Consider the following 13,593-nt stretch of genomic DNA (forward strand, 5'->3'; position numbering starts at 1 on the left):
AAGAGGGGCGCGCGCCCGAGCTCGACGCCCCGGAGGGCCACGGCCGCGGTATGGCAGACCCAGCCCGCCAGCGTCAGCACGCGCGCCACCCGACCGAGATCGTCTCGGCGCCAGATGAGCGCGGACAGCGCCGCGGCGGCCGCCAGGATATACGCGGTCAGAGCCACGTCGAAGACGATCGCGTTCATGCGGCGGGATCGCCTTCGGGCGGCAGCAGGTGCACGAGCGAGGGCGTGGCCCGCCAGTACCCCTGCCGCGTGGCGTAGACGTCGAGATGCGGCGAGGCCCAGTCCTCGACGAGGGGCGCCCCCGCATTCCAGCGCTGCCGGCGGTCCACGCCCTTGAGATAGCCGCGGCAGCTCCGGCACGCCTCCACGAAATAGCCCTCCTCGGCGCCCTCGGCCACCAGGCGCACCATGTCGCCGGAATGCCACGTCTCGCAGAACGGGCAACGAAGCCGCGGGGCCAGCCATGTGCCGCCGCAGAGGTGACAGGCCAGGCGCCGGCGGCCGTCCTCGCCGACATCGCCCCAGGCGGGCAGGCCGCCGCACCAGGGACAGATCCCGCGGTCCCATGCGCCCTCCGGCAGCGCGCGTGTACCGGACAGGAAGCGCTCGAGGGCCGGACGCAGGCCGGCCTGCGACAGGAAGCCCGCGAGGTGCGCGGGAAGCCCGATCTCCCCCTGGAGCACGGCGACACCGTCCTTGCCCGATGTCGGCAGGAGCGCGGTGGGGCCGAGTCGTCCGCCGTCCCAGGCCTCGGCGAAGCGCCGCAGCGCCTCCGCATCCCCCGGGCTCCCGACGGCAAGCCGCTCCATCATCGGCCCCAGCAGATCCTCGAGCGATGCGGGCTCGAGCTCCAGGACAGCCTCGGCCATGAGGGGCACCCCGCGCGTCCAGCGCGAGAGGCATTCCGCCGGGGGCCAGGAGAGCGGCGCCACGCCACCATCGTCCCAGCTCCGCCATCCTTCGAGCACGGCCGTCCAGAAGGCCAGAGCTTGACCGAGCTCGCGGCGTCGCTCGACCGCGGCCTCCCACTCCGCGAGCAGCGCGGTGTAGTCTGGCATGGCTCAGTCGAGCCCCGACACGTCGAGGACGTCGCCCGCGTACAGATTCAGCCCGTCGGCGCGGACATAACCCGCCACCGTGATACCGAGCTGCTCGGCGAGGGCCACCGCCATCTCGGTGGGGGACGTGCGCGAGGCGATGATGGGCACGCCCATCCGCGCGGCCTTGAGGAGCATCTCGGAGGAGACGCGGCCGGTCGAGAGCAAGATGCGATCGGTGGTGGGCAGGCCCCGAAGCAGGGCCAGGCCCTTGAGCTTGTCGACGGCATTGTGGCGGCCCACGTCCTCGGCGATGAGAAGCACCCGCTCGGCGTCGGCCAGCGCCGCGCCGTGTATGCCCCGCGAGGCGTGGTAGTGGACGGCATCGCGGAGCAGGTCGTGGAGCCGGGCGGACAGCGCCTCGGGCTTGACCTTGAGGGTGGATCGCACGCGCGGGAAGAGCCGCGGATCGATGCGGAACGTGATGCCACCGCCGCACCCCGACGTCAGGATGCGCTCGGTGGGCAGAGTCACGGGATGAGTCAGGGTCACCTCGGCGCGACCGTCCACCTCGGAGACTTCGAGCGCGCCCACCTCCTCGATGCCCGCGATGACCTTCTCCATCCAGAGATAGCCCAGGACGAGGGGCTCGAGATCGAAGGGCGAGCACAGGAGGGTGAGGAAGCGCTCGCCGTTGACGTACACGGTCAGCGGCTGCTCGCGGACCACCTCGGCCTTGACTTCCTGAAAGCGGCCGCCCTTGAGCTGGAAGTACGTCCGCATCGTCCCTATCGTGCCACGCCGGTCCGCAAAGGCAAAGGGCCCCCGGATGGAGCCCTCGGCGAATCAACCAGATTCGGAGTCTTAACCGGTGGGGGGGCCCGGGGGAGGAGCGGCGGTCGCTCCCCCCCGGATCCGGTCAGGCATTAGCCATCACGAGGACGTAGCGGAGGATGAAGCCGCCGACGAGGACGAAAGCGGCGGGAATCGCTCCAGGCACCTTGAGTCCAGTCAGATCCATGAGAAGCGGAAGGATGAGCCCCACCGCGACGAGACCCCCCCAGAAGAGCGGGGCGAACTGGCCGGTCACGAGCGGCCCCGCGGCCCCGCCGAGGAGCAGGACGAAGGCGGCCAGCATGAGGATCTCGAGCATGATGGCGTAGCGATCCGCGCGCTTGACCTTCTTGAACCCATCGCCGGCGGATTCGCCGGCCAGATAGAGCAGGAGGGAGATCGCCGCCATGCCCGTGGAGGCGCCGGAGGCGAGGAAGAGGGCGCCCATGAGCCGCCCCTCGCTCCACAGGGGCAGCGCCGTCGCGCTCAGGAGCACGCCGGTATACGCGGCGATGAAGAACCCCGCGATAGTCCCCACGAGGCTCACCACGCGGCGGACGGGCGCCACCCCCTCCCCGCCGACCAGCGAGAGGGCGGAGGAGATGAAAGCGAAGAGGCCGAAGACGCCGAGCATCCAGGCCCCGATGGACATGGGGTCCCAGAACTTGAAGTGCATCATCATGTTCATGAAGCGGCTCGGCGTGCCGAGGTCGAGGATGAGGAGGATGCCGCAGAGCCCGATGAGGAGAAGGGCCAGCACATAGCCGATCCGGATCACGCTCTTGTCCCGCGGCCCGCCGAAGTTGTCGGCGATGGCCGCGGTGAAGTAGGCCCCGCCCGCGATGCCCCCGAGGAAGAAGTACCAGACGATCAGCAAGTGCCAGTCGGGTGTCTTAAGCATCGCCACCGTCCTTGGCATGGCTGCCTGAGGGATGGCTGCCCCGCTCGCGGAATGCCACGAGCGCGCCCACGCCCACCAGGAGGGCCGAGCCCACGGCGAGGAGCGAGTCCACCTTCACGTTGCGCTGAGGCAGGAGCGGCTTCTCCGGCAGGGCATAGGTCGCCGGCCCGTCGAGGAGCAGGAAGAAGGCATTGAGGCCTCCCAGCGGCCCGTTCGAATCCGCGCCGTACAGCTGCGCGTCCTTGTAGCCCATCTCCTTGAGCGAGGCCACGCGCTTCTGCGCCTTGGGGACCAGTTCGTCGCGGAAGCCGAACTGGATGGAGTCGGTGGGGCAGGTCTTGGCGCAGGCCGGCCCGAGCCCGTTGTGGATCCGGTCATTGCAGAAGGTGCACTTGTTGGCGCGCCCCGTGTCGTGGTTGAACGAGACCACGCCGAAGGGGCAGGAGCTGACGCAGTACCGGCAGCCGTTGCACACGTCCTGGTTGATGTTGACGGTGCCGAACTCCGTCCGGTAGATGGCCCCGGTCGGGCAGGCGTCGAGACAGCCCGCCTGGGCGCAATGCTTGCAAACGTCCGACATCAGGAGCCAGGCCAGCTCACCGTTCGGCTGGGGCTTCTCTATGAAGCGGACGAGACGATAGGTCTTGTCGGTGAAAGTCGCGTGGTTCTGGTAGGAGCCGGTCCACTCCGGCTGCTCGGCCGGCAGCTCGTTCCACTGCTTGCAGGCGACCTGGCAGGCGCGACAGCCGATGCACAACGAGGTGTCCGTGAACATCGCCAGCGTGCGGGCCATGGCTACACCTCCCCCTTCTTGACGTTGCACATGAAGGCTTTCGTCTCCTGGATGTACACCGTCGGATCGGCCACGGTGGCCGAGAGGTCGTTGGTGATGTCGCCCTTGGCGATGCCGTTATAGCCCCAGTGCCACGGCACGCCGATCTCGTGCACCGTCTTGCCGTCGATCATGAACGGCTTGAGGCGGTGCGTGACCATGGCCTTGGCCACGATCTTTCCGCGGGGCGTCGACACCGTGACCTTGTCGCCGTTGGCGATGCCGAGCTCCTTGGCGAGCTCGTGGCTGATCTCGGTGAAGTGGGACTCGAAGAGCTCGGCCAGCATGGGCAGGTAGCGCGACATGACGCCGGAGAGGTGGTGCTCGGTCAGCCGGTACGTGGTGATGACGTACGGGTATTCCTTCGAGCCCATGGGGGCGAGGTCGTTCCGCTTGTCGGGCACGCTCCAGATCTTGGCCACGGGATTGTTCTGCTGCTTGGAGAGCAGATTCTTGGTCGGCGACTCGATCGGCTCGTAGTGCTCGGGGAAGGGGCCGTCGTTGAGCGGCCCGAAGAAGCCGCCGACGAGGTCGGCCCGCATGATGAAGGGCTTGTCGCCGTTCTTCGCGTCGGGGGCGAGAAACGCGTTGAAGTCGGGCACGTCGAGCCCGACCCACTTGCCCGTCTTGTCCGGCGTCTGGCCCGGGGCGGCCGGGTCCCACCAGATGAGCTTCTTCTTCTCGCTCCACGGCTTGCCCGCGAGATCGGCGGAGGCGCGATTGTAGAGGATGCGCCGGTTGGCCGGCCACGCGAAACCCCAGCCGTGGGCCAGGTAGTCCTTCTCGTCGCCCGGCTTGTGGGCATTGGCCTTGTTGACGAGCTTGCCGTCCGGCCCCTCGTTGATGACCCCCGTGTAGATCCAGCAGCCGGAGGCCGTCTTGCCGTCATCCGTCAGCTGGGCGAAGCTCGCGATGGCCTGGCCCTTCTTGTAGAGGAGCTTGCCGTCCTTGTCCGCGATCTCCTCGGTGGCGAAGCCGTTGACCTCCTTGAGGACCAGCTCCATGTCCGGATGGTCGGGCTTCGCGCCAAAGTTGAAGCTGGCCGCGAGGTAGCCCTTGTCCCGCTCCTTCTTCGAGCCCGCGTACATCTTCTGGAGCCGGTGGGCGAGCGTGCAGACGAACTGGGCGTCGGTCTGGACGTCCCCCGGCGGATTGACCGACTTCTCGTGCCACTGGATGAGCCGCATGGTGTTGGTCAGCGTGCCGTCCTTCTCCGCGGCCGGCGCGGCGGGGACGAAGAACACCTCGGTCTTGACGTCCTTGGGGTTGGTGCCCGGGGCCTTCCACACCTCGGCCGTCTCGGTGTTGAAGATGTCCACCACGACCAGCCAGTCGAGCTTCTGCATGGCCGCGCGCGCGAGCTTGGCGTTCGGTCCGCCCACCGCGGGGTTCTGGCCGTCGCAGAAGAAGCCCTTGATCTTGCCCTTGTACATGTCCACGAAGGTGTGCTGGTGGCTATAGGCGTCCGCGGAGGCCCGCTTGGGCAGCCACTGGTAGCCGAACTCGTTGTCCTTGGTCGCCGCATCGCCGTAAAACGCCTTCAGCAGGCTCACCGAGAACTTCGGCAGGTTGACCCAGAAGCCGCCCTTGGGCGTCACTTTCTCGAGATACGTCCTGAGGTCTGGGTGGGCATCGCGGAGCGGCATCGGCATGTAGCCCGGCAGCTCGTGGTAGAGCACTTCGAGGTCGGTAGCGCCCTGGACATTGGCGTGCCCGCGGAGGGCCGTCACGCCGCCCCCCGGCCGCCCGATGTTGCCGAGGAGGAGCTGGAGCATGCAGAGAGAGCGGATGTTCTGCACGCCGTTGGTGTGCTGGGTCAGGTTGAGGGCGTAGGTGATGGTGCCGGTCTTCTCGCGCCCCGAGGTGCCGCAGTAGAGCTTGGCCACCTCGACGAACTTGGCCTTGGGGATGCCGCACACGCGCTCGACCATCTCGGGCGTGTAGCGGCTGTAGTGACGCTTTAAGAGCTGGAAGACGGAGTGCGGATCCTGGAGGGTGAGATCGCGCTTCGGATTGCCCTCCGCGTCGAGCTGGTACTTCCACGAGCTCTTGTTGTACGTCTGGGCGACGTGGGGGTCCATACCGCCCTTGCCCGTCTGCTCCAGTCCCTCGAAGAGCCCGCCGAGATCCGTGGGCGTCTTGAAGGCGGGGTCGATGAGGAAGGATGCGTTGGTGTAGGAGACGACGTAGTCCTTGAAGTACAAGTTGTTCTGGATGGCGTAGCTCATCAACCCGCCGAAGAAGGCGATGTTGGTGCCGGAGCGCAGGGGGACGTGGACGTCCGACACCGCGCTCGTCCGGGTGAAGCGCGGGTCGACGTGGATGACCTTGGCCCCACGCTCCTTGGCCTTCATGACCCACTGGAAGCCCACGGGGTGGTTCTCGGCCATGTTGTTGGTGCACATGATGACATCCGCGTGCTGGACGTCGATCAGATTGGTCGTCATGGCCCCCCGCCCGAACGTGGTCCCCAAAGCGGGGACCGTGGCGGAGTGTCAGACTCGGGCCTGATGCTCGTGGTAGACGATGCCGAAGGTGCGGTTGAACTTGGTGAGGAGGTAGCATTCCTCGTTGTCGATGCACGCCGAGCCCAGCGAGGCGATGGCCTCGAGCCGGTTGACGGTCACGTCCTTCCCGTCCTTGTCCTTCTCCTGCTCGATGAAGTATTTCTCGCGCGTCTCGTAGTAGCGCTTGGCGATCTCGTCGTACATCCACGCGATGGGCTTTTCCTCCCACTTCTCCGAGCCCGGCGCGCGGTAGAGCGCCTTGATCGGTCGCAGCGGGTTGTTCGAGAGCTGTATGGTGGCCGCACCCTTGGGACAGAGCTTGCCCAGGGTGTGCGGCGTGTCCGGATGCCCCTCGATGTCGATGATGCTGTCGCCCTTGGAGTACACGAGCTGGTTGCAGCCGACCGAACAATAGGGGCAGACGCTCGTGTGAACCTTGGCTTCCTTGATCTTGAGCGTGGTGGCCGCGGCCTCGACGCGATCGAGGCCGATGGTTGCCGCGCCGACGGCGACGCCGACTCCCGCCGATCCCGCGTGCTTGAAGAAATCCCTGCGTGACAAGCTCATGACCGTACCTCCCTCGTTGGAGCGGTCACTCTCGAGTGGGCGTGCCCGCCCATCGTCCCGGCCGTATCATGCTGCGGAATTTGGCGAGATTATGGGACCTCCGGGGAAGCCCTGTCAACATTACCTACCGTAAGCGTTGCGCTCTGCGTCAGACTGTTTCAGGTTGAGACACTGACTTTGGTCCACGCCTCGCTCTCACGCCGCTCAGCTCCAGTTGCCGTTCGAGCTGAGACACTCCCGAGGAGCCGCAGGCGACGAGAGTGGCGAGGCGAGTGCTGAATAGATCAGCGGCGAGACAAGGGCTGGATCAGTCCCGTCCGAGGTGGGCCCTGTCCTTTATGTAAAGCTCGTACCGCTCCTCGACCAGCGCCAAGGCTTCGGCCACCTTCCCGCCTTCGAGAGCCTCGACGATGGCGCGCTGATGACTGACCTCCATGATGGCCCCGCCCAGCACCGGATCATAGTAGCGGCCCAGCTCCAAAAGGATTCTGCGTACTTGGGTAAGATTGCCGAGATTCTCCTTGAGCTCATGGATGAGCACCAAGGCGTGATCCTCCCGCTTGCGCTCCTTGAAGCCGCGATTCCTGGCCGGACCGCCCGATGACTCGTCAGCGGCCATCGCGACCGTAGAGAACACGCACGAGAGTCAGGCCATGGCCGGGGGCGGTCGGCCCGGAGCGGGTGCGGTCACGCCCGGCCAGGAGCTCCGCCATCCAGGAAACCGATCGCGCGCCCCGCCCCACCTCCACCAGGCTGCCGACGATATTACGCACCATGTGATGCAGGAAAGAATCGGCCGAGATGAGCACGGCCAGGCGCTCACCCCGGCTCATGAGCCTTGCCGATCGGATGGCACAGGTCGGCGTTCGGCCCCGTCCCGGTGCCGCGCAGAAAGCCGAGAAGTCGTGCTTGCCGCGAAGCAGCGGGAGCGCCTCGCCCATGGCCTCGGCGTCGAGCGCGTAGCGGGGATGCCAGGCATGACGGCGCAGAAGCGGATGGGCGACTACGCCACGATCGATCAGATAGAGGTAGCGCTTGCCCAGGGCGGAGCGCCGCGCGTCGAAGCCCGGAGGCGCCTCCGAGGCCTCGAGCACGCGGATGGCCTCGGGGAGCAGCGCATTGAGGCCCCGGGCGACGCGGTCGGGGGCGATCCGTGAGGTGGTGGCGAGGCTGGCCACCTGCCCGAGGGCGTGCACGCCCGCGTCGGTGCGACTGGCCCCGGTGACCTTGACGGGCTCCCCGAGAATTCTCGCGGCGGCCGCCATGACGAGCCCCTGCACCGTGGGACGGTCGGGCTGCACCTGCCAGCCCTGGAAGTCCGTGCCGTCGTACGCCAGGATCAGGCGCAGGACACGCAAGGCCGGCTCAGCGGATGAGGAGCTCGGCGATCTGAACCCCGTTGAGGGCGGCGCCCTTGCGGAGCTGGTCACCCACCACCCAGAAGTTCAGGGCATTCGCGCGGCTGAGATCCTGTCGGATGCGGCCGACGTAGCAGTCGTCCTGTCCTTCCACCAGCGCGGGCATCGGGTAGCGCTTCTGCGCGGGATCGTCCCAGAGGGTGAGACCCGGGAAGGCGGAGAAGAGCTCGCGGGCGCGCTCCGGCCCCACCGCCCTTTCCGTCTCCGCATTGACGGCCACCGAATGCGCGGTGAAGACGGGGACCCGCACCGTGGTGGGCGAGATGGCCAGGTCCGGCGCCTCGAGGATTTTCCGGACCTCGTGGACGAGCTTCATCTCTTCTCCCGTATAGCCGCCCTCCACGAACTTGTCGATGTGGGGGATGACGTTGAAGGCGATCTGGTGGTCGAAGAAGCGCGGGGTCATGGACTCGCCGCGGGCCCAGGCGAGCGTCTGCTCTCGCAGCTCGTCCACGCCATTGACGCCCGCCCCCGAGACCGCCTGGTAGCTGGTGGCGATCACGCGCGTCAGGCGCCCGGCGTCGTGAAGGGGCTTCAGGGGCATGACGGTGACGATGGTCGTGCAGTTGGGACAGGCCACGATGCCCTGGTGACCCCGGAGGGCGTGCGCATTGACCTCGGGCACGACGAGGGGGACCTTCGGATCCATCCGGAAGGCGCTCGACTTGTCCACGACCATCGCCCCGGCCCTGACCGCGTGCGGCGCGTACTCCTTGGACTGCGCCGAGCCTGCCGAGAAGAACGCGACCTCGACGCCCTTGAACGCCTCGGGGCCGACCTTTTCCACGCGCAGGGTCTCGCCCCTGAACGTGACGGTCTTGCCCACCGAGCGCTCGGAGGCGAAGGGGCGGAGCTCCTTCACGGGAAATTTGCGCTCCTCGAGGATCTTGAGCGTCGTTTGTCCGACGGCTCCCGTCACCCCAATTACGGCGATCGTTAGGCCTGTTGCCATGTCCTCACCGTCCTCCGTCCATCTCCAGCCATCTATTTGTCTGCGGGGGCCTTGAGATCGCCCCCGCACTCCCCCCGTCCGCACTCAATGCGCTATGCATAGGACTTCTCGACTTCGGCGGAGATGAGATCGCCCATCTCCTTGGTGCCGACCAGCTTGGTCCCGGCGGCGTGGACATCGCGGGTGCGGTGCCCCTGCTCGAGCACCCGGATCACCGCGGCGTCGATGCGATCGGCGTCGGCGCCCAGGCCCAGCGAGTAGCGGAGGAGCATGGCCGCCGAGAGGATGGCCGCGATCGGATTGGCCACGCCCTGCCCCGCGATATCGGGCGCCGTACCGTGCACGGGCTCGTAGAGTCCCACGCGCCCCCCCATGCTGGCCGAGGGTAGCATGCCCATGGAGCCCGCCAGGATGGCCGCCTCGTCGGAGAGGATGTCGCCGAACGTGTTCTCGGTGACGATGGTGTCGAAGTGCGTGGGCTTGTGCACGAGGGCCATGGCGCAGTTGTCGACGAGGACGTGCTCGAGGGCCACCTGCGGGTAGTCCTTGCTCACGCGGGTGACCACTTCGCGCCAGAGCTGAGAGACCACGAGGACATTGGCCTTGTCCACCGAGGCCAGCCGCTTCTTCCGCTTCATGGCCACGTCGAAGGCGACCCGGGCCACTCGCTCGACCTCGCGCGAGGAGTAGGCCATGGTGTTGACGGCTCGGGCCCCTCCGTCGGCGAACTCCTCCCGGCCCCGGGGCTCCCCGAAGTAGAGCCCGCCCGTCAGCTCCCGGATGACCATGATGTCGGTGCCCTCGACCACCTCGCGCTTCAGCGGCGAGGCATCGACCAGCATGGGGAAGCACCGGGCGGGCCTCAGATTGGCGAAAAGGTCCAGCTCCTTGCGAAGTCCCAGGAGCCCGCGCTCGGGCTTCTGCTCCTGGGGCAGATCGTCCCACTTGGGTCCGCCCACCGCGCCGAAGAGGATGGCGTCGCTCTCCTCGCACAGCCGGAGGGTGGAGGCGGGCAGCGGCTCGCCCGTGGCGTCGATGGCCGCTCCTCCCACGAGGGCGGACTCGAACTCGAATCCGGTGCCGGTGGCTCGGCCCACCACCTCGAGCACCTTGCGTGCTTCGGGCGTCACCTCCTGCCCGATGCCGTCCCCTCCCAGCAGCGCGATCTTGTGCGTCGTCACGACCAACCCCCTGCCAGGGCCGTCCCTGGAAGCCTAGGGCCCGCTCTCCTTGACCTTCTGGCCGCCCGTCGGATGCACGAGGCGGTTGAGCGCGTTCACGTACGCCCGCGCGCTCGCCTCGATCACGTCGGTGGAGCTCCCCTTGCCCGGCACCACGGTGCCGTCGAAGTCCACCCTGACCGACACCTCGCCGATGGCATCCTTCCCCGACGTGACGGCGCGCAATTGATAGTCCTGGAGCCGCCCCTTCAGCCCCGTGATGGCATCGATGGCGTTCAGGACCGCATCCACCGGTCCGTCGCCCACCCCCGAGTCCTGGAAGACTTCGGTGTCCTTCTTGAGACGCACGGTGGCCGACGGGATGATGCCTGTCCCGCTAATCATGTGCAGGTAGTCGAGGGTGTAGGTCTCGGGCACCTGGGCGATCTCGTCCTTGACGATGGAGATCAGGTCGTCGTCGAAGATCTCTTTCTTCTTGTCCGCGAGGTCCTTGAACCTCTTGAAGGCCTTGCCGAGCTCGCCCTCGTCGAGCTCGAAGCCGAGCTCTCTCAACCGCGCGGCGAGGGCGGCCCGGCCCGAGTGCTTGCCCATGACGAGCTTGTTGGCGGCCCGGCCGATGTCCTCCGGCCGCATGATCTCGTAGGTGAGCTTCTCCTTGAGGACGCCGTCCTGGTGGATGCCCGCCTCGTGGGCGAAGGCGTTCTCGCCCACGATGGCCTTGTTGGGCTGCACGTGCACGCCGGTGACGGAGGAGAGGAGGCGGGAGGACTTGAAGATCTCCTCCGTGCGCACCTGGGTGTCGATCTCGAAGAAGTCTCTCCGCGTCTTCAGGGCCATCACGATCTCTTCGAGGGAGGCGTTGCCCGCCCGCTCCCCGATGCCGTTGATGGTGCACTCGATCTGTCGCGCCCCCGCCCGGATGGCCGCCAACGAGTTGGCCACGGCCTGGCCCAGGTCATTGTGGCAGTGCACGGAGAGGACGGCCTTCGCGCTGTTCTTGACGTGCTCCCGGATCTTCATGATCCGGTTGAACCACTCCTCGGGTATGGCGTAGCCCACGGTGTCCGGGATATTGATGGTCCCGGCCCCCGCGTCGATGACCGCCTCCAGCACCTCGCACATGTAGTCGAAGTCCGTGCGCGAGGCGTCCTCGGGAGAGAACTCGACGTCCTCGCAGTAGCCGCGGGCGTGCTTGACCGCCTCCACGGCCGCCTTCAGCACCTCGGCCCGGCTCTTCCGGAGCTTGTACTTGAGGTGGATGTCCGAGGTCGCCACGAAGGTGTGGATGCGGGAGCGCCGTGCGTACTTGACCGCCTCCCACGCCCGGTCGATGTCGCCCAGTCCCACGCGGCTGAGCCCGCAGATGATGGGCGCCCCCTCCAGGGTGCCCACCTGCTTGGCCACCTCGCGCACCGCCTCGAAATCCTCGTCCGAGGAGATGGGAAAGCCCGCCTCGATGACGTCGACGTTCAGGCGGGCGAGCTGCCGCGCCATCTCGAGCTTCTCCTGCGCATTCATGGAAAATCCGGGGGCCTGCTCGCCATCCCGGAGCGTGGTGTCGAAGATGATGATCCGGTCCATTGCCTATCCTCCGTCGCGCAAGTGCGCGTCCCTGGTTCCCTTCTCGTTGACCAGCGTCTGTTCCGAGCGGCGGCGCACCCACACGGGGCGCGTGGGACCGCTCAGCAGGTACAGCGAGACCAGGATGAACAGGAACCACTGCGGGTGCGTGGCCACGATGAGCACGCCGAGGACGACGAGGACGAGGACCTGGGCGGGACGGCGGCGCGCGAAATCCACTTCCTTGAAGCTGTAGTAGCGGAAGGTCGAGACCATGAGGAGGGCCACGATCACCGTGCCCACGCTGATGGCGGCGGCCTGCCAGCGTGCGATCTCCGTGCCCTCCAGGAGCAGGGCGGTGGCGGCCACGAGGCCCGCGGCGGCCGGGGTGGGCAGTCCCACGAAGTAGCGGCGGTCCGTCACACCCTGGTAGACGTTGAAGCGGGCCAGTCTGAGTGCTCCGCAGATGACGAAGAGGAAGGCCCCGAGCCAGGCCACGCGGCCGAACTGCTGGAGGGCCAGCGAGTAGAGCATGAAGGCCGGGGCCACGCAGAAGGACACGACGTCGGCGAGCGAATCGAACTCGACGCCGAACTGGGTGGTGGTCTTGGTCAGACGCGCCACCTTGCCATCGAGGATGTCGAGAATCATGCCCACGAAGACGGCCACGGCCGCCTCCACGAAGCGCGACTGGGCGGAGAGCACGATGGCGAGGAAGCCGCAGAAGAGATTGCCGGTGGTGAGCAGGCTGGGAAGCAGAAAGATGCCCCGCCGCGGATGCTCCCGGAACTCTTGCCAGCGCCGGCGCCGCGGATGCCGCGCCCCGTCCCCGCTCTGATGTCGCCGTCTCACCGTAGCACTCCCATGATGGTCTCTCCGCCTCGCACCCGGTCCCCCACCCGCACTCTCAGCTCCGTTCCCCGCGGGACGACGAGGTCCGTCCGCGAGCCGAACCGGATCAGCCCGTACCGCTCACCCGCCTGCAGCTTGTCCCCCGGGCGTACCCGACACACGATGCGCCGAGCGAGCACCCCGGCGATCTGCCGGATGGTCAGGCGGCCGCTGTCCCCCTCGAGGGCCACCGTGCAGCGCTCGTTCAGCTCCGAGGCCTCGTCCCGATACGCGGCCAGGAACCGCCCCCGCCCGTACTGGACGTCCCGCACGAGGCCGGCCGCGGGCGAGCGGTTGACGTGCACGTCGAGGGGCGACAGGAAGATGGACACCCGCACCGCCCGCCCCACCCACCCGTCGTCCACGTCCACCACGCCCATCACGCGCCCGTCAGCAGGGGCGAGGACCGCTCCCGTCACCGCCGGCGGCGTCCGCTCCGGATCCCGGAAGAAACCGAGGCACGCCAGCGCGAAGAGCGCGAGGGGCGCCGCCGCCCACCACCACTCTATCCAGCCCAGGATACACGCGGCCACCGCGGCCGGGACGATAAAGCGCCAGCCTTCGGCGGCAACGGGAATGCGCACGCGCTCTCCGCCCCCGCTACACCCGCGGCGGCTTGATCCAGGACATCATCTTGCGCAGCCGCGCTCCCACTTCCTCGATGGGGTGCTCGGCGTCGCGCCGACGCTGGGCGAGAAAGCCCGCGCGGTGGGCCTGGTTCTCCAGCACCCACTCGCGGGCGAACTGGCCCGACTGGATCTCGGCCAGGATCTTCTTCATCTCGGCCTTGGTCTCATCGTTGATGATCCGCGGCCCCCTCGTGTAGTCGCCATACTCCGCCGTATCCGACACCGAGTAGCGCATGTAGGCGAGACCGCCCTGGTAGAAAAGATCCACGATCAGCT

General features: G+C 67.5%; 14 protein-coding genes. All 14 read right to left on the bottom strand.

Going from position 1 to position 13,593, the window contains the following annotated elements:
* A partial coding sequence (locus tag VGT00_14645) for a cytochrome C assembly protein (protein ID HEV8532657.1) occupies positions 1-188 on the bottom strand: 188 nt, incomplete at its 3' end.
* Positions 185-1,066: a formate dehydrogenase accessory protein FdhE gene (locus tag VGT00_14650; GenBank protein HEV8532658.1), complete on the bottom strand. Its 882-nt coding sequence runs from the start codon at positions 1,064-1,066 to the stop codon at positions 185-187. The genes VGT00_14645 and VGT00_14650, both read right to left, overlap by 4 nt.
* A gap of 3 nt (positions 1,067-1,069) precedes the next feature.
* Positions 1,070-1,828 carry a formate dehydrogenase accessory sulfurtransferase FdhD gene (gene fdhD, locus VGT00_14655; GenBank protein HEV8532659.1) on the bottom strand — a complete coding sequence of 253 codons (759 nt, stop codon included), beginning with the start codon at positions 1,826-1,828 and terminating at the stop codon, positions 1,070-1,072.
* 136 nt (positions 1,829-1,964) lie between these two features.
* The gene (gene nrfD / locus VGT00_14660; GenBank protein ID HEV8532660.1) at positions 1,965-2,780 is read right to left on the bottom strand and encodes an NrfD/PsrC family molybdoenzyme membrane anchor subunit; all 816 of its coding nucleotides are present in this window, start codon (positions 2,778-2,780) and stop codon (positions 1,965-1,967) included.
* Positions 2,773-3,573 carry a 4Fe-4S dicluster domain-containing protein gene (locus VGT00_14665; protein HEV8532661.1) on the bottom strand — a complete coding sequence of 267 codons (801 nt, stop codon included), beginning with the start codon at positions 3,571-3,573 and terminating at the stop codon, positions 2,773-2,775. The genes nrfD and VGT00_14665 overlap by 8 nt, the downstream gene beginning before the upstream one ends.
* 2 nt (positions 3,574-3,575) lie before the next feature.
* Positions 3,576-6,686, bottom strand: a complete 3,111-nt coding sequence (gene fdnG, locus VGT00_14670; protein HEV8532662.1) for a formate dehydrogenase-N subunit alpha — start codon at positions 6,684-6,686, stop codon at positions 3,576-3,578.
* 307 nt (positions 6,687-6,993) lie between these two features.
* Positions 6,994-7,305 (bottom strand): hypothetical protein, encoded by a 312-nt coding sequence (locus VGT00_14675; protein HEV8532663.1) that lies wholly within the window; start codon positions 7,303-7,305, stop codon positions 6,994-6,996.
* Positions 7,295-8,044, bottom strand: coding sequence for a tRNA pseudouridine(38-40) synthase TruA (truA, locus tag VGT00_14680; GenBank protein HEV8532664.1), 750 nt, complete (start codon positions 8,042-8,044; stop codon positions 7,295-7,297). Before truA ends, VGT00_14675 begins: the two co-directional genes overlap by 11 nt.
* Before the next feature lie 7 nt (positions 8,045-8,051).
* Positions 8,052-9,056, bottom strand: a complete 1,005-nt coding sequence (locus VGT00_14685) for an aspartate-semialdehyde dehydrogenase (GenBank protein ID HEV8532665.1) — start codon at positions 9,054-9,056, stop codon at positions 8,052-8,054.
* A gap of 92 nt (positions 9,057-9,148) precedes the next feature.
* Entirely contained in the window at positions 9,149-10,237 is a 1,089-nt protein-coding gene (gene leuB / locus VGT00_14690) for a 3-isopropylmalate dehydrogenase (GenBank protein HEV8532666.1), read from the bottom strand.
* A 33-nt stretch (positions 10,238-10,270) separates the two neighbouring features.
* Complete coding sequence (locus tag VGT00_14695) at positions 10,271-11,818, bottom strand: 2-isopropylmalate synthase (GenBank protein HEV8532667.1); 1,548 nt, start codon at positions 11,816-11,818, stop codon at positions 10,271-10,273.
* A 3-nt stretch (positions 11,819-11,821) separates the two neighbouring features.
* The gene (pssA, locus tag VGT00_14700) at positions 11,822-12,649 is read right to left on the bottom strand and encodes a CDP-diacylglycerol--serine O-phosphatidyltransferase (GenBank protein ID HEV8532668.1); all 828 of its coding nucleotides are present in this window, start codon (positions 12,647-12,649) and stop codon (positions 11,822-11,824) included.
* Complete coding sequence (locus tag VGT00_14705) at positions 12,646-13,272, bottom strand: phosphatidylserine decarboxylase family protein (GenBank protein HEV8532669.1); 627 nt, start codon at positions 13,270-13,272, stop codon at positions 12,646-12,648. Before VGT00_14705 ends, pssA begins: the two co-directional genes overlap by 4 nt.
* A 16-nt stretch (positions 13,273-13,288) precedes the next feature.
* Positions 13,289-13,593 (bottom strand): ketol-acid reductoisomerase (locus VGT00_14710; GenBank protein HEV8532670.1); only part of this gene is annotated, 305 nt, incomplete at its 5' end.

This window comes from Candidatus Methylomirabilota bacterium, assembly GCA_036002485.1.
Taxonomy (GTDB): domain Bacteria; phylum Methylomirabilota; class Methylomirabilia; order Rokubacteriales; family CSP1-6; genus AR37.

Excerpts from the sequence above, each read along its gene's own strand:
- VGT00_14650 (HEV8532658.1), bottom strand. The coding sequence starts at position 1,066 with ATGCCAGACTACACCGCGCTGCTCGCGGAGTGGGAGGCCGCGGTCGAG.
- fdhD (HEV8532659.1), bottom strand. The coding sequence starts at position 1,828 with ATGCGGACGTACTTCCAGCTCAAGGGCGGCCGCTTTCAGGAAGTCAAG.
- nrfD (HEV8532660.1), bottom strand. The coding sequence starts at position 2,780 with ATGCTTAAGACACCCGACTGGCACTTGCTGATCGTCTGGTACTTCTTC.
- VGT00_14665 (HEV8532661.1), bottom strand. The coding sequence starts at position 3,573 with ATGGCCCGCACGCTGGCGATGTTCACGGACACCTCGTTGTGCATCGGC.
- VGT00_14675 (HEV8532663.1), bottom strand. The coding sequence starts at position 7,305 with ATGGCCGCTGACGAGTCATCGGGCGGTCCGGCCAGGAATCGCGGCTTC.
- VGT00_14685 (HEV8532665.1), bottom strand. The coding sequence starts at position 9,056 with ATGGCAACAGGCCTAACGATCGCCGTAATTGGGGTGACGGGAGCCGTC.
- VGT00_14695 (HEV8532667.1), bottom strand. The coding sequence starts at position 11,818 with ATGGACCGGATCATCATCTTCGACACCACGCTCCGGGATGGCGAGCAG.